At 66.1% G+C, this 23,642-nt stretch carries 30 protein-coding genes; 2 read left to right on the forward strand and 28 right to left on the reverse strand.

Annotated elements, in window-relative coordinates; translation table 11 throughout:
• Positions 1-183 precede the first annotated feature (183 nt).
• Positions 184-447, forward strand: a complete 264-nt coding sequence (locus H7A85_RS06890; protein WP_182085188.1) for a hypothetical protein — start codon at positions 184-186, stop codon at positions 445-447.
• Positions 448-1,020: 573 nt separating this feature from the next.
• Here H7A85_RS06890 and H7A85_RS06895 read toward each other — a convergent pair.
• Complete coding sequence (locus H7A85_RS06895) at positions 1,021-3,612, reverse strand: calcium-binding protein (RefSeq protein WP_182085189.1); 2,592 nt, start codon at positions 3,610-3,612, stop codon at positions 1,021-1,023.
• Between the two features lie 288 nt (positions 3,613-3,900).
• Here H7A85_RS06895 and H7A85_RS06900 point away from each other — a divergent pair, with 288 nt between their 5' ends.
• Positions 3,901-4,155: a DUF2188 domain-containing protein gene (locus H7A85_RS06900; protein WP_182085190.1), complete on the forward strand. Its 255-nt coding sequence runs from the start codon at positions 3,901-3,903 to the stop codon at positions 4,153-4,155.
• A 30-nt stretch (positions 4,156-4,185) separates the two neighbouring features.
• Here H7A85_RS06900 and H7A85_RS06905 read toward each other — a convergent pair whose 3' ends face one another.
• The 27 genes from H7A85_RS06905 to H7A85_RS07035 all read right to left on the reverse strand — a co-directional run bounded on the left by H7A85_RS06905 (position 4,186) and on the right by H7A85_RS07035 (position 23,555).
• Complete coding sequence (locus H7A85_RS06905) at positions 4,186-4,845, reverse strand: glycosyltransferase (RefSeq protein ID WP_182085191.1); 660 nt, start codon at positions 4,843-4,845, stop codon at positions 4,186-4,188.
• Positions 4,846-4,895: 50 nt separating this feature from the next.
• The gene (locus H7A85_RS06910) at positions 4,896-5,708 is read right to left on the reverse strand and encodes a DNA adenine methylase (RefSeq protein WP_182085192.1); all 813 of its coding nucleotides are present in this window, start codon (positions 5,706-5,708) and stop codon (positions 4,896-4,898) included.
• 148 nt (positions 5,709-5,856) lie between these two features.
• Positions 5,857-6,267 carry a hypothetical protein gene (locus tag H7A85_RS06915; protein WP_182085193.1) on the reverse strand — a complete coding sequence of 137 codons (411 nt, stop codon included), beginning with the start codon at positions 6,265-6,267 and terminating at the stop codon, positions 5,857-5,859.
• Positions 6,264-7,226 carry a hypothetical protein gene (locus H7A85_RS06920; RefSeq protein ID WP_182085194.1) on the reverse strand — a complete coding sequence of 321 codons (963 nt, stop codon included), beginning with the start codon at positions 7,224-7,226 and terminating at the stop codon, positions 6,264-6,266. Before H7A85_RS06920 ends, H7A85_RS06915 begins: the two co-directional genes overlap by 4 nt.
• 34 nt (positions 7,227-7,260) lie before the next feature.
• The gene (locus H7A85_RS06925) at positions 7,261-7,608 is read right to left on the reverse strand and encodes a hypothetical protein (RefSeq protein WP_182085195.1); all 348 of its coding nucleotides are present in this window, start codon (positions 7,606-7,608) and stop codon (positions 7,261-7,263) included.
• Between the two features lie 21 nt (positions 7,609-7,629).
• A complete protein-coding gene (locus H7A85_RS06930; protein WP_182085196.1) occupies positions 7,630-8,652 on the reverse strand; it encodes a hypothetical protein in 1,023 nt (340 codons plus the stop codon).
• A 3-nt stretch (positions 8,653-8,655) separates the two neighbouring features.
• Positions 8,656-8,868 carry a tail protein X gene (locus tag H7A85_RS06935; protein ID WP_182085197.1) on the reverse strand — a complete coding sequence of 71 codons (213 nt, stop codon included), beginning with the start codon at positions 8,866-8,868 and terminating at the stop codon, positions 8,656-8,658.
• On the reverse strand, positions 8,868-9,272 hold the full coding sequence (locus tag H7A85_RS06940) for a hypothetical protein (RefSeq protein WP_244631019.1): 405 nt from the start codon (positions 9,270-9,272) through the stop codon (positions 8,868-8,870). The genes H7A85_RS06935 and H7A85_RS06940 overlap by 1 nt, the downstream gene beginning before the upstream one ends.
• The gene (locus H7A85_RS06945; RefSeq protein ID WP_182085198.1) at positions 9,269-12,652 is read right to left on the reverse strand and encodes a phage tail tape measure protein; all 3,384 of its coding nucleotides are present in this window, start codon (positions 12,650-12,652) and stop codon (positions 9,269-9,271) included. The genes H7A85_RS06940 and H7A85_RS06945 overlap by 4 nt, the downstream gene beginning before the upstream one ends.
• A gap of 139 nt (positions 12,653-12,791) precedes the next feature.
• Positions 12,792-13,250, reverse strand: coding sequence for a hypothetical protein (locus H7A85_RS06950; protein WP_182085199.1), 459 nt, complete (start codon positions 13,248-13,250; stop codon positions 12,792-12,794).
• A 94-nt stretch (positions 13,251-13,344) separates the two neighbouring features.
• Complete coding sequence (locus tag H7A85_RS06955) at positions 13,345-13,857, reverse strand: phage major tail tube protein (protein WP_182085200.1); 513 nt, start codon at positions 13,855-13,857, stop codon at positions 13,345-13,347.
• Positions 13,858-13,881: 24 nt separating this feature from the next.
• Positions 13,882-15,135 carry a phage tail sheath family protein gene (locus tag H7A85_RS06960; RefSeq protein WP_182085201.1) on the reverse strand — a complete coding sequence of 418 codons (1,254 nt, stop codon included), beginning with the start codon at positions 15,133-15,135 and terminating at the stop codon, positions 13,882-13,884.
• A gap of 149 nt (positions 15,136-15,284) precedes the next feature.
• Positions 15,285-15,572: a hypothetical protein gene (locus tag H7A85_RS06965; RefSeq protein ID WP_182085202.1), complete on the reverse strand. Its 288-nt coding sequence runs from the start codon at positions 15,570-15,572 to the stop codon at positions 15,285-15,287.
• Positions 15,557-16,054: a hypothetical protein gene (locus tag H7A85_RS06970; protein WP_182085203.1), complete on the reverse strand. Its 498-nt coding sequence runs from the start codon at positions 16,052-16,054 to the stop codon at positions 15,557-15,559. Before H7A85_RS06970 ends, H7A85_RS06965 begins: the two co-directional genes overlap by 16 nt.
• Positions 16,051-17,394: a hypothetical protein gene (locus tag H7A85_RS06975; protein WP_182085204.1), complete on the reverse strand. Its 1,344-nt coding sequence runs from the start codon at positions 17,392-17,394 to the stop codon at positions 16,051-16,053. Before H7A85_RS06975 ends, H7A85_RS06970 begins: the two co-directional genes overlap by 4 nt.
• A complete protein-coding gene (locus tag H7A85_RS06980; protein WP_182085205.1) occupies positions 17,391-17,954 on the reverse strand; it encodes a DUF3486 family protein in 564 nt (187 codons plus the stop codon). Before H7A85_RS06980 ends, H7A85_RS06975 begins: the two co-directional genes overlap by 4 nt.
• An 11-nt stretch (positions 17,955-17,965) precedes the next feature.
• Entirely contained in the window at positions 17,966-18,271 is a 306-nt protein-coding gene (locus tag H7A85_RS06985; RefSeq protein ID WP_182085206.1) for a hypothetical protein, read from the reverse strand.
• Entirely contained in the window at positions 18,268-18,750 is a 483-nt protein-coding gene (locus H7A85_RS06990; protein ID WP_182085207.1) for a hypothetical protein, read from the reverse strand. The genes H7A85_RS06985 and H7A85_RS06990 overlap by 4 nt, the downstream gene beginning before the upstream one ends.
• Positions 18,720-19,124 carry a hypothetical protein gene (locus tag H7A85_RS06995; RefSeq protein ID WP_182085208.1) on the reverse strand — a complete coding sequence of 135 codons (405 nt, stop codon included), beginning with the start codon at positions 19,122-19,124 and terminating at the stop codon, positions 18,720-18,722. Before H7A85_RS06995 ends, H7A85_RS06990 begins: the two co-directional genes overlap by 31 nt.
• Before the next feature lie 83 nt (positions 19,125-19,207).
• Entirely contained in the window at positions 19,208-20,806 is a 1,599-nt protein-coding gene (locus H7A85_RS07000; RefSeq protein WP_182085209.1) for a DDE-type integrase/transposase/recombinase, read from the reverse strand.
• A complete protein-coding gene (locus H7A85_RS07005) occupies positions 20,803-21,039 on the reverse strand; it encodes a hypothetical protein (protein ID WP_182085210.1) in 237 nt (78 codons plus the stop codon). Before H7A85_RS07005 ends, H7A85_RS07000 begins: the two co-directional genes overlap by 4 nt.
• Positions 21,036-21,500, reverse strand: coding sequence for a hypothetical protein (locus tag H7A85_RS07010; protein ID WP_182085211.1), 465 nt, complete (start codon positions 21,498-21,500; stop codon positions 21,036-21,038). The genes H7A85_RS07005 and H7A85_RS07010 overlap by 4 nt, the downstream gene beginning before the upstream one ends.
• Positions 21,500-22,348: a ParB N-terminal domain-containing protein gene (locus tag H7A85_RS07015; protein WP_182085212.1), complete on the reverse strand. Its 849-nt coding sequence runs from the start codon at positions 22,346-22,348 to the stop codon at positions 21,500-21,502. Before H7A85_RS07015 ends, H7A85_RS07010 begins: the two co-directional genes overlap by 1 nt.
• Complete coding sequence (locus tag H7A85_RS07020) at positions 22,330-22,596, reverse strand: hypothetical protein (RefSeq protein ID WP_182085213.1); 267 nt, start codon at positions 22,594-22,596, stop codon at positions 22,330-22,332. The genes H7A85_RS07015 and H7A85_RS07020 overlap by 19 nt, the downstream gene beginning before the upstream one ends.
• Complete coding sequence (locus H7A85_RS07025; RefSeq protein ID WP_182085214.1) at positions 22,593-22,811, reverse strand: hypothetical protein; 219 nt, start codon at positions 22,809-22,811, stop codon at positions 22,593-22,595. The genes H7A85_RS07020 and H7A85_RS07025 overlap by 4 nt, the downstream gene beginning before the upstream one ends.
• Positions 22,808-23,131, reverse strand: a complete 324-nt coding sequence (locus H7A85_RS07030) for a hypothetical protein (protein ID WP_182085215.1) — start codon at positions 23,129-23,131, stop codon at positions 22,808-22,810. The genes H7A85_RS07025 and H7A85_RS07030 overlap by 4 nt, the downstream gene beginning before the upstream one ends.
• A gap of 109 nt (positions 23,132-23,240) precedes the next feature.
• Entirely contained in the window at positions 23,241-23,555 is a 315-nt protein-coding gene (locus H7A85_RS07035; RefSeq protein WP_182085216.1) for a helix-turn-helix domain-containing protein, read from the reverse strand.
• Positions 23,556-23,642: the final 87 nt, after the last annotated feature.

Raw genomic sequence — 23,642 nt, forward strand, 5'->3', positions numbered from 1 at the left:
CTTTTTCGTGGGAACTCTCGTTGAAGGGAGCGTTTCGTAAGCTCTGCGAACCCTTCGCGCCTATCGATCGATCTAAAACTTTTGATTGCATCCTACAACTGATGCAACCTAATGTTGTAGGAGGTTGGGAGGATCGAGATGCCGTCGATGTGTTGCGAAGCGAAGCGTGTGGAGGATGGGGCAGTGGCAGTCGAGAGCGCCCCGATCCCGCTTCCCAGTCGCCAACCGTCCGGCAACGCGGACGGCTCCTTCGCCTCGACGCATTCGGACGGGCGCGAAGGCGAGCCGAAGCAGGCCATCATTCCCCACGCCGACCGTCTCGACGAACGCACCGCCATCCAACTTCTGCTTTTGGCGAACCAGCTGTTGCGTCCGCGCCATGCTGCAATCGCGGGAATGATCGACTATGCGATCGCCGAGATCGAAGACGCGGATTCGCCGGACTGATATCCTTCGAACAAAAGGCCGAGGGGCTCCCGTCCGAACGGGGCGGCAAGCAACGACACGTGCAAGGGGCGCGGCGTCCGGGTTGTCGAACGGGTTCGGTCAGCTTTCGTATCTCATATCCCATCTCTCCGACTCACCGCATCGACCGACGTTGAGTTGGCGATCGCCTGCATGTCGTGATGCGGCCGATCGTGGGCTCTCGCTGTGGCGAGAAGGGGAGCACGTGTTGTCAGAGCGGTGACTTGCAGGGCCGCAAGCAACGCGTCCCGTCGGCGTCATGAGTCCAGCCCCTACATCATACTGTTGATCGAGGCGTCCCATCGGAGAGGTTGCGTGGCGTTGGCAACGCTTCTCGGAAGTTCGATCGCATGCGCATCGCGGACGGGGCGGTTCGCTCCGTCCAGTCTCCTCGAGCGCGGCTGGAATCTCGTCTCTTAAAGCGAATGCGCCCGCTCCCTTTGGGCAGGAGCGGGCGCGCAAGGCAGCTGGACCTAAGGCTTAAGGGGGCTCCCAGGAGGCCGCCTTGAGGAAACGGGCCACCTCGTTGGGCGGCCCGCTCGCTTTCACATGTCCTCAGACGATGCTGGCGGCGCCGAGATCGGTGACGCCGGCCAGGTGGATGGCCTGATCGACGGTTCCGTTCTGGTCTTCGTCCACGAACAGGTAGCCGTCCGAGCCGACCACCTGGAAGCTGTAGACCAGCGCCCCGTTCGCCGTGCCGAAAGCCAAGTTGGCGTTGGCCAACGCCACGTCGTAGGTGGACGCGGTTCCCGTGCCGAAGTTCGTCTCGGAACCGGCGGCAAGGCCGAAGCTGATCGTGTCTTCGTCGGCCGTGAAGTCGGTGATGACGTCGATGGTCCCGGCGGTGATCCCGCTCGAGCCTGACCCGAAAACGAACAGGTCTTCGCCTTCGCCACCGGTCAGGCTATCTGCGCCGGCGCCACCGATCAGCGTATCGTTGCCGGCACCACCGATCAGCGTGTCGTTCCCACCATTGCCGTACAGAAGGTCGTTCCCGGATCCGCCGATGATCCGGTCGTTTCCATCCTCCGGATCCACTGCGCCGAAGCCGCCGAAGACTGTAGCGTTGCCCGAGAAGCCGGAGAGATCGATGACGTCACTATCCTGCCCGCCATAGACTTGGATGTCGTGGCCGCCGCCGAATACCGAAATCGTATCGTTCCCGACGCCCCCGAAGATGGACGAGAGGCCAAGGCTGGAAGTCTCTTCGGTGAAGCGCAGGCTGATGGAATCATTGCCTCCGTTGCCGAAGATCACCGCGTTTCCACCCACCGCAGCTTCGATCGTATCGGCGCCATCCTGTGGGTCGACGCTTTCGTTACCACCGTAGATGGTCGCGTCACCTTCGGTCTGGACGAAGATGCTGTCTCGCCCGTTGCCACCGAGGATCAGCGTTTCACCGCCCTGGATGCCGCCGTTGACCGAGATGGCATCGTCGCCGAAGCCGCCATAAACCGAATTGTCGCCGGCTCCCGAAACGAGGATCAGGTCGTCGCCGCCATTGCCGTAGACGAGATTGTTGCCGTTGCCGATCACGGCGATGATGTCGCCGCCATCCGATGTGTCGTTCGCGCCTGTGCCGCCGTAGACGGTATTGTTGCCGTTGCTGGCAACGGCGATCACATCGACGCCGGCGGTCAGATCAGGGCGCGCGGCCAACTCGTCAAAGAAGTCGTCGCCGAAGTACTCGAAGCCGACTGGAACGCCACTGTTGACCCCGTCCGGCAGAATGTTGCGGTAGGTGGAGGACTCGTTCTGCCCGCCGACGATCAGATTGGAGCCGTTGTTGACCGGTGCGAGCGGGCCGGGTTCGCCGCCTGCGAGGCCGTCCAATGTTCCGGCCAGCAGGATGTCGCCACCTGCGCCACCGTAGATCGTGTTATTGCCGGTGCCGTAGACGGCCACGAGATCGCTGCCGCCATTGGCGTAGACGAGGTTGTCGCCATTGCCTTCGACGAGGATCACATCGCTGCCGTCGGCCACGTCGCTTTCACCGATGCCGCCGTAGATCGTGTTGCGGCCATTGCTTTCGACGAGGATCACGTCGTGGCCGTCGAACGCTTCGTTATCCTCGAAGCCATCGAAGTCTTCCGGCACGAAAGCTACGGAGATATCGATAGGCGGTTCGCCTGGAATGTTACCCGTGAAGAGCGAGAGCGCCGCCAGCGCGGCATCCGCCGACAATCCTTTCGCATCGTTCTGGCCGCCGTAGATCAGGTTGCTGCCGCTCGCGTCTTCGGCGCCGACAGCGATGAAATCGTTGCCGCTTCCGCCTTGGACGGTGTTGGAGCCCGTTCCATCGATGAAGATATTGTCGTCGCCGCCGTTGCCGTAGACGAGGTTGTTGCCGTTGCCGACGATGGTGATGACATCGTCGCCATCCAGCGGGTCGTTCGTGCCATTGCCGCCGTAGACCGTGTTGTTTCCATCGCCGGTAATCGTGATGGTGTCGTCGCCACGGCCGCCATAGATCAGGTTGTCGCCATTGCCGGCCGTGATCGTGTCGTTGCCCTGACCGCCGTAGACGGTGTTGTCGCCATCACCCGCATCGATCAGATCGTTGCCCTGGTTGCCTTCGATGTAATCGTTGCCGTCGCCGCCATCGATCGTATCGTCTTCGCTGCCGCCGATCAGCGAGTCGTCGCCATCACCACCGATGATGGTGTCTTCGCCCGGACCGCCGATGATGGTGTCATCGCCGTCACCCCCGTTGATTGAGTCGTCGCCGTCACCCCCATTGATGGAGTCATCTCCATCGCCGCCGATGATGGTGTCGTTACCGGGACCGCCGATGATGGTATCATCGCCCGGACCGCCAATGATCGGATCATCCCCCGGGCCACCGATGATGGGGCCACCGCCGTTGGGGAAGAGGACAACCGTTCCATCCAACTGGATCAGGCCGTTGAGAGCGTTGATGTCGACGCCGACGAGCAGAATCTGCAGCCCGTTGTTCAACGTCAAGCGGACATCCGCTCCGACCTGAGCGATGCCAAGGATCGATGCATTCTCCAAGTCGATGTTAAGAATTTCGCCATCCGTTCCGAACCCGAGGATTCTGGCGATGCCATCGATCTCGACTAGATCCCGAACGCCTCCGACAACGGGTTCCAATACCCCGCCGAGGTCAATTGTTAGCGGCATGACGCCCCCACGTGATGCGCGCCCGGCCACACGGCATGCGAGCGCTTGTTGCGATTGATGAACCTACCTAAGGTTGCAATCGCAGCTAATGACGAGTTGTGGAGGGTTTGCAACCTAAAATTGCATTATTTACGAAGGGACGCAACCGAGTGGCAAGGTTGCAACGCGCGTGGGGCCGCGCTTCCGGTGACGAACCGAACAAGGCGGCGGCCGGGTTCGGCGGTCGCGGAACGCAGAAGCTGGCGGCCGCGTTCAATGAACTGACACACGGAAAACCGGAGGAAACCCATGTCCGATATCCACTACCAGATCGTCGAACACGACGGCGGTTGGGCTTACAAGGTCGGCGACGTGTTCTCCGAGACCTACCCGAATCACGACGCGGCGCTGACGGCCGCGCGCGACGCATCGGCCCGCCAGGAACTGGCGGGTGATACGCAGGGCATCCGCTACCAGGATCGGGAAGGCGTTTGGCACGAAGAGATTTCGCGTGGCGACGACCGGCCTCATGCCGACGTGGTGGACGGTGCGGACGCCCGCTGAAGCGTCGGGGCGTTCGATCCACCGGCCTCGTCAACTCCGCTCGGCAGGCTCGCGGTGCGGGGTCTTTTCCCAGACATGGGGCGCGCGGAACAGCTGAATCAGCGCGCGGATCCCGGCATAGCTGACGATCAGCCAGTAGAACCAGAGCGACCAGAGCCTTCGCAGCAAGGGTCGCTCCGTATCGTTCGCCACCAGCCGGGCCGTTGCGATGAACACCGTGTAGGCGATCGCGATGTTGAAGAGATCGACAGCTGCGAGGATCCCGGCGGTGAGATAGGCCTCCCCGCGGACCGCATAGGCATAGCCCGCCGCCGCGAGGTGGAAGGCGAACATGACGTGCATCAGGCTCGCCGCGATCATGCCGCCGAACAGGACCTGGAACGTGGCGAACGCGTTCCAGCCGAGCTGGCGCCGGGTGAGGCCTGGGTCGCGCATGTGGACCAGCCACGTTTGCAGCCATCCCTTGATCCAACGGGTACGCTGGTTGCGCCAGTCGAGGAACCGCGAGGGGGCGATTTCGGAGGTCGGGCAGTCAATTGTGCCGATCCGATAGCCGAGGCGCGACAGGCGGATGCCGAGATCGGCATCCTCGGCGACGTTGTGGCTGTCCCAGCCCCCGACCTCCACCAGCGCCGCGCGGCGGAAATGGTTGGATGTGCCGCCGAGCGGGAGGGGAAGTGTAGCGCGCAAAAACGAATGGCCTCGCGCGCAACTTCGGATGGCAAGAGTTTCGCCGCACTTCAAACCCTTTTCGAAGGCCCTTCGATCAGCAGCTCGCCGACCTTCGAACTGGGGCCTTTCCCTATCGTGTAGGTCGTAGGTACGGGGGCCATTTCAAAAGCCTGAAAGATGGTCCGCACCTCCGGCCGGTCGTTGATCGACAGGAGGAAGCGGCCCTTCAATTCCGCCAGCCGTTCGGCCAACTCGGCGAACTGGTCACGGTCGAAGGCGTCGCGGCCGTAGTCACCTTCCGAGCCGTAGTAGGGTGGGTCGAGATAGAAAAGCATGCCGGGGCGGTCGTAACGGGTCAGGAACGTCTGCCATTCCATCCGCTCGATGACGACGCCTGCAAGGCGCTCGTGAAGGGCTTCCAAGATCGGTGCCAGCTTGGTGACATTGAAACGGGCGCCCTGGCTTGTGTCGACACCGAAGTTGCGGCCCTCGACCTTCCCGCCGAAAGCCAGCCGCTGGAGATAGAGGAAGCGCGCGGCGCGCTCCAGGTCGGTGAGCGTGTCCGGATCGGTTGCCTTCAGACGCTCGAACTCGCGGCGGGTGGTGATCTGGAAGCGCAGCATCTCCATGAAGTGGGTGTAGTGCCTCTGGAGGATGCGGAAGAAGGTCGCCACGTCGCCGGAGCGGTCGTTGATGGCTTCGAACCGAGGCTGGCGCTTTCGGCGCAGGAAGACGCCGCCCATCCCGACGAAGGCCTCGGCGTAGCCGTCGTGCGGGATCTGGTCGATGCGGGCGGTCAGGCGTCCGGCGAGGTTGCGCTTGCCGCCGATGTAGCCGGCAGCGGGCGCGGCCGGGGAAACCGGCCGGTGGTCGTCGTTCATTGAGGAAGCTTTCAGATGTTTCGGCCACCTTCGCCGTGCTGCCTTCCCCGGCAGCACAAAGGTGGGGCGACGTCATCTCTTCTGTGCGTCGTGCGGGGTCGGCCGCCAAGCAAGGCCCCGTAGTCGGTTCACGCCGGCCCCCGCCGCCTCACGGAGGTGCGTCTGCCATAAAAGCCTGAAGGTTCGATGCCGGCCCGGTCGGGAAGGGATATGCGTCGCCAGCGAAAACCGGAGTGATCCGGCCGAGAAGCGTTTCCGGCTGGAAGCGCGAGAGGAGGACGAACGGCTCTCCCCTTGCGGCGCGCTCGCTGTCGGAGACGAGGAAGCATCCAGGATGCTCCTCGATCTCCTCGTCTCGCTCCAACGTGCGGATGACCATCCACGCGCCGGGAGCATGGATCGCGGGCGAGAGGTCGTCCTCGGCCTCTCCCTGGGCCGCCTCGACAACTATGACGTCGACCGGCATCCAGGTGCGGCCGCCCTCGTCGAGCCAGCAGGGCGCGCCGTCGCCAGTCGGGCGATCCGCCTTCGTTCCGAACATGAGGACATGATCGATCATCGGCGAACCCCCGAGAGTTTCGCGATCACGGCGCGGTTGAGATTGGTCGGGATCGCGTAGCTTCCGGAGACGTTCTGGACCGTCTGCGTCGAGGCATCGTCGAAGGTGAAGGTCAGGTCATGAGCGCCGGACGGGAGCGTCAAAGCAACCTGATCGGCAGCGCGGGTTGCGGCGCTGCCGATCGGCGTTGCGACGAACGATGCAGGAGCGGGCTCCATCGAGAGCATAGGGAACCCGATGCGAGCGACGATGTCGATCGGTGTACCGTTGGCGACATTGAAGCCAACCCGAGAATTTAGTCCGGTGCTGTTCTGTTGAAGCGTGAATGTGTGCGCTCGAAGCGTCGAGAGACCGCTATCCGGATTGAACCCAGCGCTGCTTGGAAACTCGGTCTGCGCTCCTCCGCCGGCTCGGCCGCCGATATTGGCGCTGGAGAAACCTGTCTTCTGTGCCGGCATTGAAACGTAAGCCGAGTGCGTCCACGTCTGACTGATCGCGCAAGCGACGCCAACGACTATATCGACGGTCAAGCCGACATTCGTTCCGCCTGGATGCTGGTATCTGAACTCCGAGTAGCGAATGCCGTTCTCGGACGATGGTGGCGCGTAGGTTATCGAGCCGCCGCCCGATACATTGAAAGTCCAGTTGGTCGGCTTGTTGCTAGCGTCGACGCCGGCGATGTCCGCATTGCGGATATGGTTCGTGCGCGCCGGCTCCACATAGAGCCCTCCGCCCTTCCGGTAGCGGAGGAGGTTAGCCGCAATGTCGGTCCACGCTGCGCCGTCGAATGCCTTGCCCGACGAGGCGCGAACGCATGAGGCGATCGCAGTGATCGGAACGACGATCCCGCCCCGATGGGCTCGATCGTTGACGAAATCGACCTCGAAGGACTTCGTCGGATCAGCCCAGTCTGGGTATGCAATTCTCGCGAGCGAACGACGCCTGAACGGCGCGTTCATAATGCCCCGACTCGAGAAGGGCGCCTGAAACATGTCAGGCCCGGTAGAATGAAAGCGTGATCGTCGTTGCCGCCGGCGCGACTAAGGAAATGCGATCGTCGCCTTGGCGGATCTCTCGCGCACCAGGGTTGAGTTCGCTGGCGGCGCCATCGGAGATGTCCCCACTCGGAACAGAGGCGGCCACCGTACCAGTGCCGAACTTCGCGTAGAAATCCCCTGTTGATGCGAATAGGACGTAGGCCGCCTCCGAGGGAATGCTCACCGTTTTGGCAACCCCGGCTGCGAGAACTCGTGCCTGTATAAGGTTTGAGGATGGAGGGGCGAGCCCAGCCCGCTCGCTAGACCGGTTCTGGTGATTGTTCAGAAAACGCGTTAGCGCCATGGGATCATCCTCCTGTCTGCGTCATTCGGCATTGCGGGTCTCGATCGTGGTCACCCAGCCGGCACCCTCGGGCTCGATGTCGTGGACGACGGACACGGCTTCCCAGTCGACGTTGTCGATATCCGGCCCGAAACCCTGCGGCTCCACCGGCGAGCCGGCGACGGCGTAGGGCTGGCCGGCGCTCTGAAAGAGGCCGCTGGCGGTTTCGGCATCGAGGCGCTGGGCGGCGGCGGCCGACATGGCGGTGGCGAGCTGCTCGGAGCCGACGATGTGGGGCATGGCGAAGCGCGCGGCGCCCCGGCCGAGCGCCTTCAGCGTGTCGAAGGGGCGGCCGGCGGCCGGGTCGAACCAAGGCGTCGTCACCTCGGCGAAGCCGTAGCGCGGCGTGATATCGACCTGGAAGAAGTAGTTCGGGTCGCGCGGGATCGTGATCGTCTGGAGCTGCTGGCCGGTCGGCGTCTGGAACGAGCCGCGCCGGCGCACGGTGAGCGAGCCGGCCTGCGGCTTGATGATCGCGCCCAGCTCCTCTGCAATGTCGGTGACGAAGCCGATGGAAGATTGCTTCCAGCGCAGGAGGTAGCCGCCGGCCAGCGGGATCTTGGCGATCTCCGGGTCGATCGAGGCGTCGAGGCCGACGCGCTCCGCCATGGTGCGGATCACGTCGCCATAGGTTTTGTGGCCGGTTTCCTCGTCGAAGTGCTCGCTATCCACGCGCTTCAAACTGTCGTTGAAGTCCGCAGCCTCGCAGACGAGGACCGTCTCCTCGCCCTCCTGCGGCGAGCCGGAATGGAGCACCTGCATGAACTTGTAGGTGCCGGTCATCACGGCGCCCTGTTCGTCCCAGCCGACATGGATCTGGAAGACGGTGCCGACCGGCGGTGCGGCCCGATAGGGCTTGGTGCGGCGCAGGCGGATCATCGCCCGGTCGATCTCGCCCTCCATGAGGTCGGTGATCTGGACGCCGACGAGGTCGCGGCCGAGGCGCTGGCCGATATCGGTGCCATCCTGGCCCGAAATGCGAAGGTAGGGTTTGCGAAACGCCATCGGTCAGATCCACGGCCGGACGGCTTCGTCGCCGGCCTGGACAACGTCGGGAACGGTCAGTCGCAGACCGACTGGCACCGCGTCGACCACGTCGGCAAGGCCCGGATTGGCGTCGAGCAGGGCTTCCACCGTGCCGCCCCCTTCCGTGCCGTAGGCTTCGCGGGCGATCCGATCGATCCGGTCGGACTTCTCGACGAGAAAGGACGTCGTCGCCATCAGCGGTCTCCGAGATCCACGAGGTCGAGCTCGACCGACAGGATGCGACCGACGCCGTCGCGCGGGTGCTGTTTGGTTTCCTCGTGGAAGAGGTTGCGGATGCCGACGCGCGCGATCCGCTTGGCGGCGTAGTTCGCCCCCATCCGCAGATACTCGACGGGCTCCAGCGCCTCGTGGTGCTTGATCAGCCATTCCAGGGCGTCGATCCCGCCGAAGACGTGCGGCAGGGTGCGCGCCTCGATCAGGAAGCGGCGCTCGCCGCGCCCGGTCCCTTGGTAGTCCATGCCGTTCCAGGCGGGCGCGCCGGGGAAGCGCGCCTCGCTTTCGGTCGCCAGCCGCTGCGGATTGAGACCGACGACGCGCAGCTGCGCCTTCCCGATCTGGGCGAGGACGTCCATGCTCATGCCGGCTGCACCATCGTGTCGTGCATCGCGCCCGACTCCGCGAGGCGGATGGCGCGGTGCTGCTCGCGGCGCGACCGCTCGGCCGCAAGTCGAGCGTCAAACCCGCCGCGGATGTTCTGGGTCAGATGCAGCGTGGGAGCGCCGCGCCCGCCACCCGCCGATGCCATGGTTGGCATGGGCTCGTCCTGCGGAGCGGAGCTGGGACGGCGGGTCGGCTTGGGCACGGGACCGGAAGGAACGGCGCCCTTGATCCCTGCGATGGCATCCGCATCAGGCCGCACACCGGTCCACTCGAAGTGCATCGCGTCCTTTGTGCGCTTCCAGTCTCCGCCCCATGACAGACCATGCTTGGCCGCGATGTCCGAGACGTTGGCGGGCATGTCGGTCACGAGCCGCGAGCCCATCGGGTTGCGGCCAGGGTTGATGTCGATCGCGTTGCCGTAGGCGTGTTGGGAAAGCCCGCCGCCGCCCCGCTTGTTGCGGTAGTTGAAGCCGCCCGACGTCTTGGGATCGATCGCGTAGCCCCCGGCTTCGAGTTCGTTGACGAAGCCTTGGAAACTGGATGCCGCCGCTTCGTGGACCTGGAACTTCGCCCCGCCCGGAGCCTGGATCGTCACGAGGTTGGAGCCGGGCGGCCCATACTGGCCGTGCATCAAGTTCGCGGATCCGCGCTTGCCGCCGAGCGCGGCGGATCCCCCGGTTTCCTTGGCCCCGAACTCGCCTGCGAACCGCTGGGCGTTGGCCAAGCGGGTGCCGGCGCTGTCATCGCCGAAGCGAACGTAATCCTTCAGAGCGGCCGAGGCTTCCGGGATGGTCGTTGCCGCGCGGAAACGGGCCGAGCGCCGCTTCTCGTAGGGGTCGTTGCGCATTTCGTGCGCAACGAAGGCCGCCTGGACCTTCCGGTCCTGCCAGCTCATGCCGCGATCGGCCGCGAAGCGTTTCAGGTTCTCCAGCCTGTTGTCCCGCCACTGCAGGATGCCGCCGGCCCCTTCCTTCGCATTGAAGGACTTCGGGTCGAACGAGGACTCCTGCTCCATGTGGCCGAGGAGCGCCAGCGACTGCGCGTCGTTGAAGTCGGCCGACAGGATATCATAGACCTCACCAGCCGCGCCGCCGGGGTTGGTCGTGGTGGATACGCTGCCGCGCGGTCCGCCCACGCCCATCGCCGCGCCAGCGCCGGGGCGCACGTTGGCCATCCCGTCCATGACGGGGGCCGAGCCGGAATAAGCGCTGCGGAAGCCGCCGCCCGAACCGCCGCGCCCGCCCAGCGAAGCCTGCTGAAAGAACGCATCGCCGCCGCCCCGGAAGGCGACGGGGTCCACCCCGCCGTCCATCGACTGGAGCGTCCGGTTGATGTCGTCGAGCTTCTTCTCCAGCTGCTCCAGCTGGCGCTTGGTGTCGCCGTAGCCCTGCTGTTCGGGGGAGAGGATTCCGAGCGTCACCTTGGCGTCGTCGATCTGGCGCTGGATATCGCCTTGGGCGCGCTGGGCGAGGATGCGCCCGGCAGCGCGCTTCTGCTCGGCCTCGTCGTCCATCATCCGCAGGTCGCGGTTTTCGTCGATCCGCTGCTCGCCACGCCGGGCGCGCTGGACGTCGAAGACGCGCCCGTCCACCTGTCCCTTCAGGCGCGGGTCGGCGTCCAGCTCGGCCTTGTCGTCGTCGGTGAGAGCCTTGCCATCCAGCACCTGGTCGGACAGCTCGCCCGCGCGCCGCGATCGGCGGATCCCGTCCGCCCAGCCGCCGGCGAGATCCGCGACCAGCGTCGCCACGGTGCGGATCGCGGGCAAGAGTTCCTTGCCGATCTCGGAGCCCAGATCGGCGAGCGCGCCCGTCGCCCGCTTCCAGTCCTGCGCCGTCTGGCGATCGAAGATCTCGAAGGTACGCTCCACCGATCCCGAGCGCTTGGGATCGTCGAGCCGCTCCATGGTCTCGATCAGCTTCTCGATCTGGCCGGCGAGTGCGGCGAAGTCGTCGCCGAACTCCTCGCCGCCGAGCCCCTTCAGGACTTCCAGGCGGCGCTCCTGCGGCAGGTCGTTCACCCGGCCGAGGATGTCCACGATCGTGCCGGCGCCATCCTTGTAGAAATCGTCCTTTACGCCCCGGCCGCTGAGGCCCAGCCGCCCGAGCGACTTGCGGAAGCCCTGGTCGCTGCGCGCGCGCGTGTCGGCGGTGCCGAGGCGCTGGATCAGGGCGTTCATCGCCGTGCCGGCGACCTCGGACGGGGTGCCGAGCGAGTCGAACACGGTGCCGAAAGCGGCCATCTGGTTGGCCGAAATGGAGGCGATGCGCCCGCCGGCGGCCGACCGGCGCATGAAGTCGACGATGTTGCGTTCCTTCGCCGCGTCGTTGTCGGCGAGGTAGTTCACCGTGTCGGCGTTGTCGCGAAGGCCCTTCAGGTCGAGCCCGTAGTTGTTGCGCAGCTTGGCGAGCGCCTCGCCCGCCTCGCCGTTGTTCATGTCGGCGGCCAGCGCGAACTTGGAGCCGAAGTCGGCGAAGGGGAGAAGATCCTCCGTGGCCGTGCCGCCCTTGGCCGCTTCGGTGATGAAGTTGAAATATTCCGACTTGGAGATGCCGTTTCGCCGGGACAGGGCTGCGACCCCGGTCTCGATCTTGCGGAGCTGGGCGGGCGACGGGTCGTTCATCGCCCGTTCGACGTCGGCCATCGAGCTTTCGACGCCCATGGCGAGCCGCGCCGAGGACGCGCCGAGCGCGCCGACCCCGAGGGCGGCGCCGCCGGCCGCGAAGCCCGCCATGCCGCCGACCGACAGGCCGAGCGGCATGAAGCTCGTCCCGCCGACACGCTCGTAGCCCTGGCGCCAGAACTCCCCGCGTCCCCCACCATACCCATGACCGCGAGCGTCCCGCGCCTGCCGGCCGAAGCGCTCGGCCGCGCGCGTCGCCTCGTTGAGGTCGCGGGTGATGGCGTCGACGCCGTGGGCGCGGCCGAGCGTTTCGACGGCCTGGGTGACCTGCCGGATCTCGGAGCCGGCACGCCGGGCGCCGGCCGAAACCTTGTCGACGTCGGCGGCCAGATGCTCCGCGCCGCGCGCGACGCCCAGCCGGTCGGTTTCGCGCCGGACGGCCTGGATCTCGGCGGCCCCCCGATCGCCGGCGCGCGCCACCTCCAGGAGGTCGCGCTCCAGCGATTTCGCGCCGCTACCGGCCTTGAGCTTGGCTTCCTCCTGCGCGACGCCGGCGACGGCTTCCTTAGCCTTGCGCGCCTCGTCGGCCGTCGCCTTCATCGCGTTCGGCATGGCGCGGCCGCCGGTGGCGCCGAGCTGCTCGCCGGCCTTGCGCAGCTCGTCCATGTCCCGTTGCCCTTCGGCGAAGCCGGAGCGTTCGAGACGGATGCGAAGGGCGACGTCGAGCGGGGTGGACATCAATCCTCACCGAGAAGGCCGGCTTCCTCGCACCAATGGAGGAAGTCGGGCCAGGGGCGGTCCAGAAACCAGGGCAGCGGGGTCATGGTCGCGCGCGCGGCCAGGATGGCGAGCGAGCGCCAGGAGGCGGGCGCCGCCTTCAGTCGCCGCCCGCCCTTTTCATGAAACGGGGCAAAAAAGCGTAGCCCGCCGAGGTCACGCGCTCGCCGTCGCGCCCGGGCAGCGCCCGGATCACCTCGGCCGGCAGGCCCGTCATCTCGGCGTAGAAGTCGAACACGGTCAGGTTCTCGTCGCCGATCGCGCCGACCACGGCACCGGTTTCCTCGACCGACAGGGCGCGAACGGAGATCTCGCGGATCTCGCGATCCTCCCAGGCGAAGGGATAGTCGAGCGCCACGGTCTCGATCGGGGCGCCGCCGAGGAAGCGCAGCGTCGCGGCCTTGCGTTCGACCGGCTTCGCCGCTGCGGGCTTCTGTGCCTCCGGAGCGCTGCCGGCCGGATCGTTCATCAGCTCGGCCTCCAGTTCCGCCGGCGGCAGCGGGAAGTCGGTGCCGGGGTTCACGCGCAGGCCGGGGGACAGGTCGTCGCCTTGGGTCATCGGTCTCGTTCTCTCGTTGGAAGCAGATCGGGCGGCCGCCGGGAGGAGACGGCCGCCCGGCACGGGGCTCGATGGAGGAGGTTGCGAGCCCCGATCAGTTGATGCGCAGGATGTCGTTGCCGGTGGCCGAGATCTCGACGCCGTCCGCGACCAGGATGTTGCGGCGGAAGTCGAAGCGGTGGATGACCTTGCCGTCCTGGATGTCGATGTATTTCCAGACCGAGCCGCCGGCGTATCGCGTCACGCCCGGACGGCGCCCGACGATGCGGGGGTTGGCGATGCCGTTCACGAGCCCGGTGATCGACACGACGCGCGAGAAGTTCTTGTTGGTGTCGAGATCCTTGGTGCGCTCGTAGTAGGTGAACGTCGTCCAGTCGCCGGGCTCCCGACCGAACCGACCCCGCACCGCCTCGTGCGCGCCCTGGAGCGCGATTTCGAAGCCGAGCGCCGAGACTTCGGTGGGCGAGTCGAACGTGAAGTAGCCGCCGGACATGACGAACTGCTCGGTGTTCATCCGGAGATCCGGCAGGCCGCATTCGGCGATGCGGTGCGCCTGGTTGATCTCCTGGATGTACCAGTTGCCGCCGAGGATAACGCGATCGGTCATGGAAGAGCCTTTGGGCTTGGCGCGTCAGGCGGCCAGGAAGCGGAGGGAGGAGTTGCCGAGGCCCTCGATCGCGGTGCGGATCTGGCCGGTCAGGACGTCGTAGGCCTCGGGCTGCGGCTCGGTGTAGAGGCCAAGGTCCACCAGCTCCGGCGTCTCCTCGAACCGCAGCTTCAGCTTCAGCGCGCCCTTCTTCAGGGCGGAGCCGGTGTTGAGCGAGGCGTCGTAGATGACCTCGGAGCCCTTGATCAGCGCGCCGGCAGCGATCGGCGCGTCCAGCGCGTCGTCGAGCGTGCGGAACATCACGGTGACGAGGTGTGGCCCGAGATCCTGGGCGGCGTAGGCCCGCATCGAGCGCAGGAAGCTCTTCTCGATCGCGCGGCGGGTGCGGATGCGCTTGATCGAGCGGTAGCCGACCGTGGTCGGGTCGGTTGCCGTGGTGAAGGGCGCCCACAGGAGATTGTTCTCGATGAAGGTGCCGACGCCCCGGAAGTTCAGGTAGTTCGCATCACCCTCGACGCGCCCGTCGTGATAGGACACCTTCTGCGAGGTGCCGCCGAGCGCGAGGCTCCCCCGGTTCCAGGCGGCCTTGTAGGGATTGCCGACTTCCTTGTCCCTCCGCACGGTCATGGCGGCGAGGATCGACGAGGCCGGCCGGGTGACGACGGACCCGTCGAGGTTCACCAGCGCCTTCGGATACATCGCCACGATGTTGCGCACCGCCGCGAAGTCCAACGCCCAGGCGGCGGCGGCCTCGCGGCTGGTGTCGGGCGTGTCGGCCATGCCGATGCAGTCGATGATGATGTCGGCGACCGCCGTCATCGCCTGGACGATCGGGTTCTTGGCGTTGCCGGGACGCGCGGCCGTGTAGCCGGGCGACAGGAGGATGCCGGGCTCGATCCCGAGCGCCGACTTGGCGTTCAGGAGGCCATACATGCCGGTGCCGAGGTTGGCGTCGCCGGCGATGGCGCCGATCTGCTCCTCCGGGTCGGCCTTGGTGGCCGCGCGCACGAAGGGGATGTCGGTGACGATCCCTTCCATCCGCATGACGCGGATCGCGTCGTAGACGGCGCCGGGGCCGAGCTTGGCGAGCTGGACGGGATCGTCCATGGCGATGCGCACCGGCTCCCCGATCGGGAACGCCGCCTCGTTCGCGGCCTGGATGTTCGGGAGCGGCGCCGAGATGCCGATGATAGTGCTATCGCGCACATCGATCGTGGCGGCCGTGTCGGACAGGTTGGAGAAGACGCGGACGCCGACGTGATCGGTGGTGAGGGACATGCGGGGACGGCTCCGGCAACCTGAAGGTTCCCTAAGCTATCGAGGCAACGGCGCTGCCAGCGACTGACACTTGTCAGCGCCGGCAATCATCATGGGTGGGTCAGGGAGACGGGTGCCATCGTGCCCTTTTCAGGCCGATCCGTCCATCGTCAAAGCGGCTTCGAAGAGCCTTTGAGGCGCTCGGCCGAGCGGCGCTTCATCGCCGCGCGGATCCAGAACGGCAGTCCGAAGAGCGTCGTGCCGATCGCCATAGCTGGGGCGTTCACGAGGCTCCACAGGTCACCGAATGCGGCGACGCAGGTGCCGAGGTCCATGTTGGAGGCGAGCCACCGGAGAAGCGAGCCGCCGAGCGCGTAGGCATCATCGTGAGGCTTGCAGCACGCCTCGCCCCACACACCCTCGAACCAGCCGGTGCAGTGATCTACCGGACCGGCCATGTCGCGAACACCTGATCGGCCTGGGCTTGCGTGATGTGGCCGAGCGCCACCATCGCGGCGAGCCCTTGGGTGGTGGACGGGTGGTCACGCTTGATCTCGCTGTAGAAGCGGTCGAGCGCCCACCAGAAGTCCGCCATCAGTGCATCGTCGCTCGCAGCGCGGACCTGCGAGATCGTCGCACCGGTCGACAGGACGAGGTCAAGGAACTCGCCCTTGCCGAGCGACATGGGCACAGGCTCCACCATGGGAGGCTGGGGCAGCGGCGGCCGATCGACCATGACCCAGGCTTCCGCCTCGGCGTCCCATTCCGCTGTCTGCGCGTCCGTGTCGTCCGGCTTGGGCGGGGCGAGCACATACCCGAGTTCGACGAGGCTGGCGGGCTGGTTGGCGAGATCGGTGCGCGCGGCCCCGTCCGCCGTGTAGGCGATTGCCGGAAGCTCCTCCGGCGGGCCGCCGTTGAGGCGATAAAGGTCGATCGTCATGCTGCCACCTTCACGTAGGGCCTGGCGGGACGCCGCGCGAGCGGGACGCGGATCGCGGGGGCTTCGAGATAGATGCCGTACCGCCAAGGGGTGATGGTATTGCCGGCGGCCCAGCTTCCTGCGGTGAAGATCGCACCGCCATGGCCGAGCGCGCACCCGCCGACGCCGCCCGAAGTGTCGACCGGGTCGACGGCCTTCCAGCTTTTCCCATCCGTTGAGTAGCTGACGCCTCGGGATTGGTTGCCTGCAATGAACAAGCCACCGAAGTAGTCGGCGGCATTGCAGACGCCAACGATATCCCCGGTAGCTGCGAACCACGTCACCCCTTGGTCCTCGGACCAACATGGCCGCAGCGTCGCCGAGTTTGGAAAGCCGACCAAGAGCGATCCGTCGCACACAAGTGCCAAGGGTTGCCCGGTTCCAGTCGGATAGGCGGCGGTTGCGCCGACCGCCGTCCAGTTGATCCCGTCCGCCGTGCGATGGAGGCTCGACGAATTGTTCAGACGGATCACGAAATAATCCGGCGTCCGCGCGAAACCGACTATCGCACTACTGGCGACCGGCATGGACCGGGCCGTCCAGGTTACGAGATCGGGCGACGTGTAATAGGTCGAGGTCGTCCCGTTCGAGCATGCGATGTAGAGCCCGCCGATATAGGCAAGAACCCGCATCACGAAACTAGAATTCCCCGTCGCAGGAGGGGGAACATCAGTCCAGTTCACGCCATCCGTTGAGCGTTGAATGTAGCCCGTCGCCGACGACAAGAAGAACTGTCCGTTGACGAACGTAAGGTTTCGAGCGTTGCCTTTGTTGCTCTGATCGGTCGACCACGTCACCCCGTCTAGGGAAACGGTGACGCCGCCGTTCGTCGCATGCATCGTCCCGACGTAACGACCGTTGCCGTAGACGACATCCAGGCCGACGCCATAGCCGAGCTTCGCCCCGGTTTGCTCCAGAAGAAGCGGGAGGGCGGGGAGCTTGGCCTCATTGCCGGCATAGGCCAGACGCGACCCAGACAGGAGCCACCGCGAACCCGGATCGCGATCGAAGAAACGGATATCGCCAAGCTTGTAGCCGAGATACAGGACGTCCATCCCGCCGGCGTTCTTGCGCGCGCCAGCCGTCAGCACGGCGTCCGCGCCGATCCCCCAGGTCGCGCCGACGCGCCGGCTCTTGTCGGTCACCACGAGCTGGCTGGCGGCCGTCGCCTTCAGAAGCTCCTGCTGATAGGGCAACAGGACGTGCGGCAGCTGCTCGGAGCCCTGCAATACTTCGGGCAGCTCGTTCAGCATCAGCCGGCGATGGTCCGCCCATTGGGCTTCCGTGACGGGCGCGGTCATTTCGACACGCCCAGGATGCCGCCCTTGATCGCCTCGATCACGTCAGTGGAAAGGCCGCGCTCGGCACCGACCTTCTTCACGGCGTCTTCGACCTTCGCCGCCATCTCGATTTCGATCTTGCGTCGGCGTTCGGACGAGACGTGCTGCGCCGCCACGGCCGCGCGGATCGCCTCGGCCATTTCCTTGGCCTGCTTCGGCGTGGTGGTTTCGCCGTCGCTTTCCTGCAGCATCTCGAACACGAGCGTCTTGATCATCTCGGCCACGGCGATCGTCAGGTCGTCGGTCTGGCCGGGCTCCAGGCGCTCCGTCAGGACGGCAGCGATGTCGCGGGTGGACTCGATCCGGCGCGCGATCGCGGCGAGCTTCATGGAATGCCGGTTGAAGGCGGAGGACGAGATGGGCGCGATGCCGCGATCGGCGAGGCGGCCGTTGAACTCCTCCAGGATCTTGTTCTGCGGCTTGTCGCGCTCGCGCAGCGCGCCCATCGCCCAGATGATGTCCGGCTCGGCTTCCTCGGGCAGAAGCTCGATCGAGTTCAGCCGGCCGCGTCCCTCGCGCATGGCCTATCCCCTCAGCGCCGCGACGGGCGCGCGATACCCTCGATCGTGGTCACGCGCTCGACATGGTTGGCACCGGCCTGGGTGATTTCGGCAACGAGGAAGTCGCCGGCCGGGTGCAGGCGGATCGCACCGAGGTCGGCCATCACGCGCAGCTCGGTGCGCACGAAGTCCTTCGTCTTGCGGTAGCCGAACGCCTTCAGGTGCTCCAGGAGGAGCGTCTCGTTCAACGTGTCGTCCGACTGCTCGTGAAGGGCACGGAGCATCACGAGGCGGGCGTCACGTCGCTGAAATTCCGGATAGTCGGAGAACACGTTCATTCCTCGTTCCTAGCTTGGTCAATGGCCGCCTGCTCGCGGGCAGCCTGTTCGCGAGCCATCTGTGCCCGGATGCGAGCCGCCTGCGACTGGACCCCGTATTCGAACATGTACGTTTCGATCCGCTCCACCGCGCTGTTGGTGGCCTTGCCGATCTGCTCGATCACCGCCATCCGACCCTCATGGCGGGCCAGCGCGATCTTGATCTCGTGGACCTCCTCGCGGGTCGCGCGCTGCTCGATGTCGCGCTCGACGGCAGACACGCGCCGGGCGACGGTCTCGATCTTCTCGTCGATCTTATCGACGGTGGACTGCACCGCCGTCAGCTTCTCGTCGTCGACCAGCGTCTTCCGATCGCCGAACACGGCGCTGACGCCGGCCTTCTTCAGGCCGAAGATCAGGACGAGGAGGACGATCCCGATGCCGGCGGCGATCGGGCCGCCGGTCGCGATCAGTTCGCCGATGTATTTCTCGAAACCCATCCGAGCCAAATCCCCGCCAGCGTGGTGACCAGGGCCAGCATCGAATAGACGCCGGCGCCCGTGCTAAGCGTCGCGGCCCGCCAGAAGTTCAGGGCGACGATGGTCCAGGTCCCGGCCGCGAGCGCCATGGCTACGAACCGGAGGAAACCGCTGGCGCGAACGTCCGGCAGCATCGCCCAGATCTGGACGAGGACGATCGCCGCCATCAGCACCGACCACCAGATGGCCGGCAGGGCGTCGAAAGCCGAGAACGTGTCGCGCAGGAGAGCTTCCGGGACGTTCAGAAGGAAGATCGCCCAACTGGCCAGCGCGGCCGCCGAGAAGACCTCAAGCGGCCGGACCGGGTCGGAGAAGAGGAAGGCGAAGGCCTTCATGACGATCCTCTTGAACATCGCATCACCTACGGAAGAGCGGACCGCCCTGCACAGACGATCCGCAGGTCTGACGGGCTGGGCGGTTAGACGAGGCCGAGATCCGTATCGTCCATGCGGACCAGGACGTTGGTTCCCGGCAGGATCGCGGGCGTCATGTAGTGGCGGCCGTCGACACGGATGCCGTGCTTGGTGACGGTGCGCGTCGCGCCGCCGGCCACCGGCAGGAGGAGGATATCGAGCGCCCGCTCGTCCACGGTGCGAACCCGCTCGCGCGACTGCGCGCCGACGATCGATGGCGTCTTCCGGGCAAGTCCCTCGTGGGGGCGGTGGTGGTAGACGAACTCGACCCAGCGGTCGACGGCGTCCTGTAGCTCGACCCCGGACAGGCTGACGCCGAACGCTTCCGCCTCGCTCTCGCCCAGCCGGGCCGCGAACGACTTCCGCGCTTCGATCGCCTTTCGGTCGGCGACCGAATGGCCGACGAAACCGGGCAGCGTGGTGGCGCAGTCGTGCTGGAAGGTGCGGATGACGCGCTCGACGTGCCCCTTTTCTTGCGGGGAATAGGCGTTCGAGCGGATCGGCTCGATATCGAGATGCGCGAAGAGACGGTTGACCTCCTTCGCCACGAAGTCCGAGCCGTTGTCCGTCTTGATCGCGGTCGGCACGCCGAAGGCCAGAATGCCCTTCCGGATCATCAGCGCGACGGCCGAGGCACGAGGCGTCTTCGATACGTGCAGCACGATGCGCCGCGTCGCGATGTCGATGCAGACGTAGATCGAATGGCGCCCATCGGTGCATTGCGCATCGACCGGCGAGGCGTCGATCATCCAGAGCTGGTTCGCGGCCGTGATGTCCGCGAGCGCGCCGCGCCCGGTCGGCGCCATGGTGGAGCGGAACAGGTCCGGGTTCTGGATCTTCGTCAGCACCACCTTCTCGCTGCTTCGAAGGGTCTTCAAAGCGTGCTGGAAGGTGCGAACCGGCGGCATCTCGACCGACCGTCCGGAGACGATCAGCGTCTCCCCGAACTCCGAGCGGCAAAGCTGGCGGATGTGGTGGGCGGACAGATGCTGGTTGTCGGCCAGGAGCGCCAACACGAAGACGCGGACCTGCCCGTCGTTGGCGAGGTCGAAGACGCCCTTGCCCTTGCGATTGGCCGCCTTGTCGACAGCGAGCCGGCTCGTGTCGGCCTTCGCCTCGTCCTTCCAGCGCGCCAGCGAGCGAACCGAGATCGCGGCGACATGCTCGCGCACCCAGGGTTCGACCGCGAGATAGCCCGCGTTGTAGCGCTTCACGAACAGGTCGCGGGTCGCTCCCTTGTTCACACGCTGCCCCTTGGCGAAAGCGTCGAAGGCGCGAAGGATCGCGAGCCGGGCGTCCCGCTCGATCGCGGCTCGGGCCGAAAGGTTGCTGCGCACGAGTGAGGACGGGGCGTCGTTCGCGGCCGCCGGCATCGCCAACGAGCCCACACGAAGGAAGCGGCGCTTGTAGTCGACCTGGGCGAGCGTCGGCAGCGCGCCGACATGGTACTCCATGCCGCCGCCACGCCCGGCCCGCTTGCGGCTGCGGATCTCGTCCGTGTTCCAGCCGTCGCGCTCGGCAAGGTCGAGAACGCCCTTCACGGTCGTCGGGATCTGCGGAAGGTTCGCGTCGGCGATCTCGCGCGCGGTCAGCCATTCCTTCATGACTGCGCTCCCGTCGCGGACGCGACCTTCGCCTTGATGGCGGCCTCGTTCTTCGCCAGCCATTCCAGGGTCTGCATCGCCGCGCGAAGACGCTGGACGTGCAACTGGCCCACGGCCTCGCGCATCGCCCCCCGCTGCACGGCTCGGGTGATTTCGGTCTCGCGCAGCTTGAAGGCGATCTCGGCCTCCTGGATCTGCTGCTCGATGCGGATCATCTGCCGGCCGCCGCTCATCGACGCCCCCGCACCTTCTGGAGGAGGGCGGATTTCAGGTCGGCGACCTCGCGCTCGTGCTCTTCGATTTCGTGGAGTTCGATCAGGTCGACGTAGTGGTCCGCGACCACGGCACATTCGAACAGGCCGGGGATGAACCCGAGCAGCCGCCGCTCGCCGGTCACGTGGATCAGCGCGATGAAGGCGTCGAGGTCGATGCGACGATCGTCGGCAGCCGCGCTCGTCCATTTGTCGATCGTCGGCTTCGTGATCTTCCGGCCGAGGAACTCGGTCATCCGGCGCGCCACGTCGTTCCGGCAGACGCCGCGTTCCTTCGCGTCGGTCAGGGCATGGGAAACGAGGCGGGCGATCTGGCTGGACAGGTCGCCGCGACCCGTCACCTCGGCGCTGAAGCCGAGGCGAACGGACTGCGCCTCCCAGGCGAGCAGATCCTTGGCGTGAGGGTCGCGGCGAAGGGGCATCAGGCGGCCTTCGAACGCTTGGTGTTGGCGCGCTCCGCGAGCCAGATCTCGATATCCGGTGCGTTGAGTTCGAAGAAGGCGACCTTCTCCGCCGGCTTCAGCGTCGAGAACTTCTCGTGGATGCGCTCGTAGGCAGCGAGCTTCGCCACCGAAGGCGTGGTCCCGAGCAACATCAGCGCTTCGGTGACGCTGGTCGCGCGGACCGGCTCGGACACCAGCATGTCGACGATGGCCGCTTGCCGCGCCTCGCTTTGGCTGGCCAGCGTCAGCAGCTCGCTCTGCTTCCCGGCAACGGGGTGGAGCGCGATCTGCGTCGTCAGCTCCGGGGCGATCGAAGCCACTTGGAGGGCGAGGTAGATGGAGCGTTGCGACAGGCCGAGGGCGGCTTTCGCGGCGTCCGTGAAATTGTTTGCAAAGTTTGCAATCAATTCGTCGGTGGTCTCGGTCGGCGCCGTCGCCGGCTTGCGTCCGCGCTTCGGGGGGACATGGACGGTCTCGTAGACCTCGCGCCATGCTGCGATGTAGCGAGCCCGGTCGAGAACCGTCAGCTCGCCGCGCATCATGTCGGCCTTGATCTCGGCAAGGGTCGCTGAAGCGTCGTCCGCCAACGCGCTGGCGGGCTTCACCTTCGCCTCGATCTCGGCCCAGCCGAGGAGACCGGCTGCCGCCAGACGGCGCGCACCGGAAACGAGCCGGAAGCGATCGCCACGCTCGACGATGTGGATGGGCTCCTGCTGGCCCTCTACGGCCATGTCGTCGGCAATGGTGCGAACCCAGGCTGGATCGAGGACGCGCAGGCGGTTGCCGGCGTCGATGGTCGCGATCGAAATCATACGCGATGCGGACATGCGGTCTGGCTTTCTGGCTTGTCGGTGAAGGTGAAGAGGTCGGGGATCGCGGCCGGGGCAGGTTTCAGCGCCAGCCGCGCGGTGGTGAACATGCGCGCCCTGGCCCGCTCGCGGGTCCGGCGCAGATGATGGGCAGGCGCCCTCGGATCGACGGCCAGCTCCGGCTCCGGCATATCCAGCACCGCCGCCGGATGAAGGCGGGCGAACCGGGCGCAACGGGTCAGGAACTCGTCGATCGTCGGGCTCATCGGTCGGACTGCCGCTCCGACTTGCGCGCTAGATCGTCGAGCTTCCAGATGTGGAAGTGCTCGTTGTAGGCGGCGCGAACTTCGGGTGGGATCGCTTCGGAGCCCGCGTGTTTGCGAATATGGGAGTGCTGATTGGCTGCTTGCCGAAGCAGGCATCCTTTCGAACGCTCGTCGCAGTCCGGCAGCGGACAACGGAAGCAGGCGCTATCCGTCATGCGCCGCGTCTCCGCTCGCGCATGACCATGATCCAGGCGTCCTGCATCCGCTGAACGACCTCGGGCGTAAGCCCCAAGGCGGTCGCCAACTGCTCGCGCGTCGCCTTGCCTTCCGTGGCGAGGCCGACCACAGCGACATGCGCGTCGAGGTCGGCGTCGGGCGTGCCCTTCATGCGCGAGGCATAGGCGGCGTCGAACAGGAACCCCACCATGGTGGAGACAGGCGCGTCGGCATCCTTCGCCAGACGCTCGAGGTTCTCGTAGACCTTCTCCGAGACCTTGATGTTGATCTGCCGCATCGGCTTCGGCGCGTGGGCCATTAGGCGCTCCTACGGGTGAGCAGCACCGCCAGCAGCGCAAGGCCAATAGCCAGCGTCAGCACGGCGGCGGGGCCGCTGGCAGCGATCATGGTTAAGATTTCCAGCGCGCTCATGCCGTGGCCCTCGCGTCGTCAGCGCGGACACTGCGCTTTGAGCGGGACTCCGAAGGCGCGTTTGCGATAGGCTTCCGAAGGCTTGAACGGCTCTGGATGAAACCGGTCGGGAACAGCGTGTCGAAGGGGATGCCGAGCGCGTCAGCGATGGCGTCCGCACCCTTCCGGCTCAGACCCTTCAGGGCGCGGCGCACCGCATGCTCCGGGAGGTCCGACCGGCGCGCGATCTCGGCCATCGTGAGGTTCTGACGGCGGATTTCCGCCTTGATGCCCTCCGCGTCCCATTCGGTGGGTGGCTTTGTTGCCGCCATAGTCATTCAGCTCTCCGGAGGCTGGCCCGCACGCCAGCTTTTTTCGGGGGTGGTGTTCGGTTTGGTGGTCCAAACGGTGTTCCGTTT

Source organism: Aureimonas sp. ME7 (assembly GCF_903970965.1).
In the GTDB taxonomy this organism is placed as follows: domain Bacteria; phylum Pseudomonadota; class Alphaproteobacteria; order Rhizobiales; family Rhizobiaceae; genus Aureimonas.

Bases quoted from the DNA above. Each gene is read 5' to 3' on its own strand.
- H7A85_RS06935 (WP_182085197.1), bottom strand. From the start codon at position 8,868: ATGGCGACGACGTCCTTTCTCGTCGAGAAGTCCGACCGGATCGATCGG.
- H7A85_RS06960 (WP_182085201.1), bottom strand. From the start codon at position 15,135: ATGTCCCTCACCACCGATCACGTCGGCGTCCGCGTCTTCTCCAACCTG.
- H7A85_RS06970 (WP_182085203.1), bottom strand. From the start codon at position 16,054: ATGACGATCGACCTTTATCGCCTCAACGGCGGCCCGCCGGAGGAGCTT.
- H7A85_RS06965 (WP_182085202.1), bottom strand. From the start codon at position 15,572: ATGGCCGGTCCGGTAGATCACTGCACCGGCTGGTTCGAGGGTGTGTGG.
- H7A85_RS07020 (WP_182085213.1), bottom strand. From the start codon at position 22,596: ATGAGCCCGACGATCGACGAGTTCCTGACCCGTTGCGCCCGGTTCGCC.
- H7A85_RS06920 (WP_182085194.1), bottom strand. From the start codon at position 7,226: ATGAACGCGCCGTTCAGGCGTCGTTCGCTCGCGAGAATTGCATACCCA.
- H7A85_RS07030 (WP_182085215.1), bottom strand. From the start codon at position 23,131: ATGGCCCACGCGCCGAAGCCGATGCGGCAGATCAACATCAAGGTCTCG.
- H7A85_RS06980 (WP_182085205.1), bottom strand. From the start codon at position 17,954: ATGCGCGAGGGACGCGGCCGGCTGAACTCGATCGAGCTTCTGCCCGAG.
- H7A85_RS07010 (WP_182085211.1), bottom strand. From the start codon at position 21,500: ATGCCCCTTCGCCGCGACCCTCACGCCAAGGATCTGCTCGCCTGGGAG.
- H7A85_RS07005 (WP_182085210.1), bottom strand. From the start codon at position 21,039: ATGAGCGGCGGCCGGCAGATGATCCGCATCGAGCAGCAGATCCAGGAG.
- H7A85_RS06925 (WP_182085195.1), bottom strand. From the start codon at position 7,608: ATGGCGCTAACGCGTTTTCTGAACAATCACCAGAACCGGTCTAGCGAG.
- H7A85_RS06975 (WP_182085204.1), bottom strand. From the start codon at position 17,394: ATGACCGCGCCCGTCACGGAAGCCCAATGGGCGGACCATCGCCGGCTG.
- H7A85_RS06945 (WP_182085198.1), bottom strand. From the start codon at position 12,652: ATGTCCACCCCGCTCGACGTCGCCCTTCGCATCCGTCTCGAACGCTCC.
- H7A85_RS06900 (WP_182085190.1), top strand. From the start codon at position 3,901: ATGTCCGATATCCACTACCAGATCGTCGAACACGACGGCGGTTGGGCT.
- H7A85_RS06915 (WP_182085193.1), bottom strand. From the start codon at position 6,267: ATGATCGATCATGTCCTCATGTTCGGAACGAAGGCGGATCGCCCGACT.
- H7A85_RS07025 (WP_182085214.1), bottom strand. From the start codon at position 22,811: ATGACGGATAGCGCCTGCTTCCGTTGTCCGCTGCCGGACTGCGACGAG.
- H7A85_RS07015 (WP_182085212.1), bottom strand. From the start codon at position 22,348: ATGTCCGCATCGCGTATGATTTCGATCGCGACCATCGACGCCGGCAAC.
- H7A85_RS07000 (WP_182085209.1), bottom strand. From the start codon at position 20,806: ATGAAGGAATGGCTGACCGCGCGCGAGATCGCCGACGCGAACCTTCCG.
- H7A85_RS07035 (WP_182085216.1), bottom strand. From the start codon at position 23,555: ATGGCGGCAACAAAGCCACCCACCGAATGGGACGCGGAGGGCATCAAG.
- H7A85_RS06990 (WP_182085207.1), bottom strand. From the start codon at position 18,750: ATGGGTTTCGAGAAATACATCGGCGAACTGATCGCGACCGGCGGCCCG.
- H7A85_RS06955 (WP_182085200.1), bottom strand. From the start codon at position 13,857: ATGACCGATCGCGTTATCCTCGGCGGCAACTGGTACATCCAGGAGATC.
- H7A85_RS06985 (WP_182085206.1), bottom strand. From the start codon at position 18,271: ATGAACGTGTTCTCCGACTATCCGGAATTTCAGCGACGTGACGCCCGC.
- H7A85_RS06950 (WP_182085199.1), bottom strand. From the start codon at position 13,250: ATGACCCAAGGCGACGACCTGTCCCCCGGCCTGCGCGTGAACCCCGGC.
- H7A85_RS06895 (WP_182085189.1), bottom strand. From the start codon at position 3,612: ATGCCGCTAACAATTGACCTCGGCGGGGTATTGGAACCCGTTGTCGGA.
- H7A85_RS06930 (WP_182085196.1), bottom strand. From the start codon at position 8,652: ATGGCGTTTCGCAAACCCTACCTTCGCATTTCGGGCCAGGATGGCACC.
- H7A85_RS06910 (WP_182085192.1), bottom strand. From the start codon at position 5,708: ATGAACGACGACCACCGGCCGGTTTCCCCGGCCGCGCCCGCTGCCGGC.
- H7A85_RS06995 (WP_182085208.1), bottom strand. From the start codon at position 19,124: ATGAAGGCCTTCGCCTTCCTCTTCTCCGACCCGGTCCGGCCGCTTGAG.
- H7A85_RS06940 (WP_244631019.1), bottom strand. From the start codon at position 9,272: ATGAGCATGGACGTCCTCGCCCAGATCGGGAAGGCGCAGCTGCGCGTC.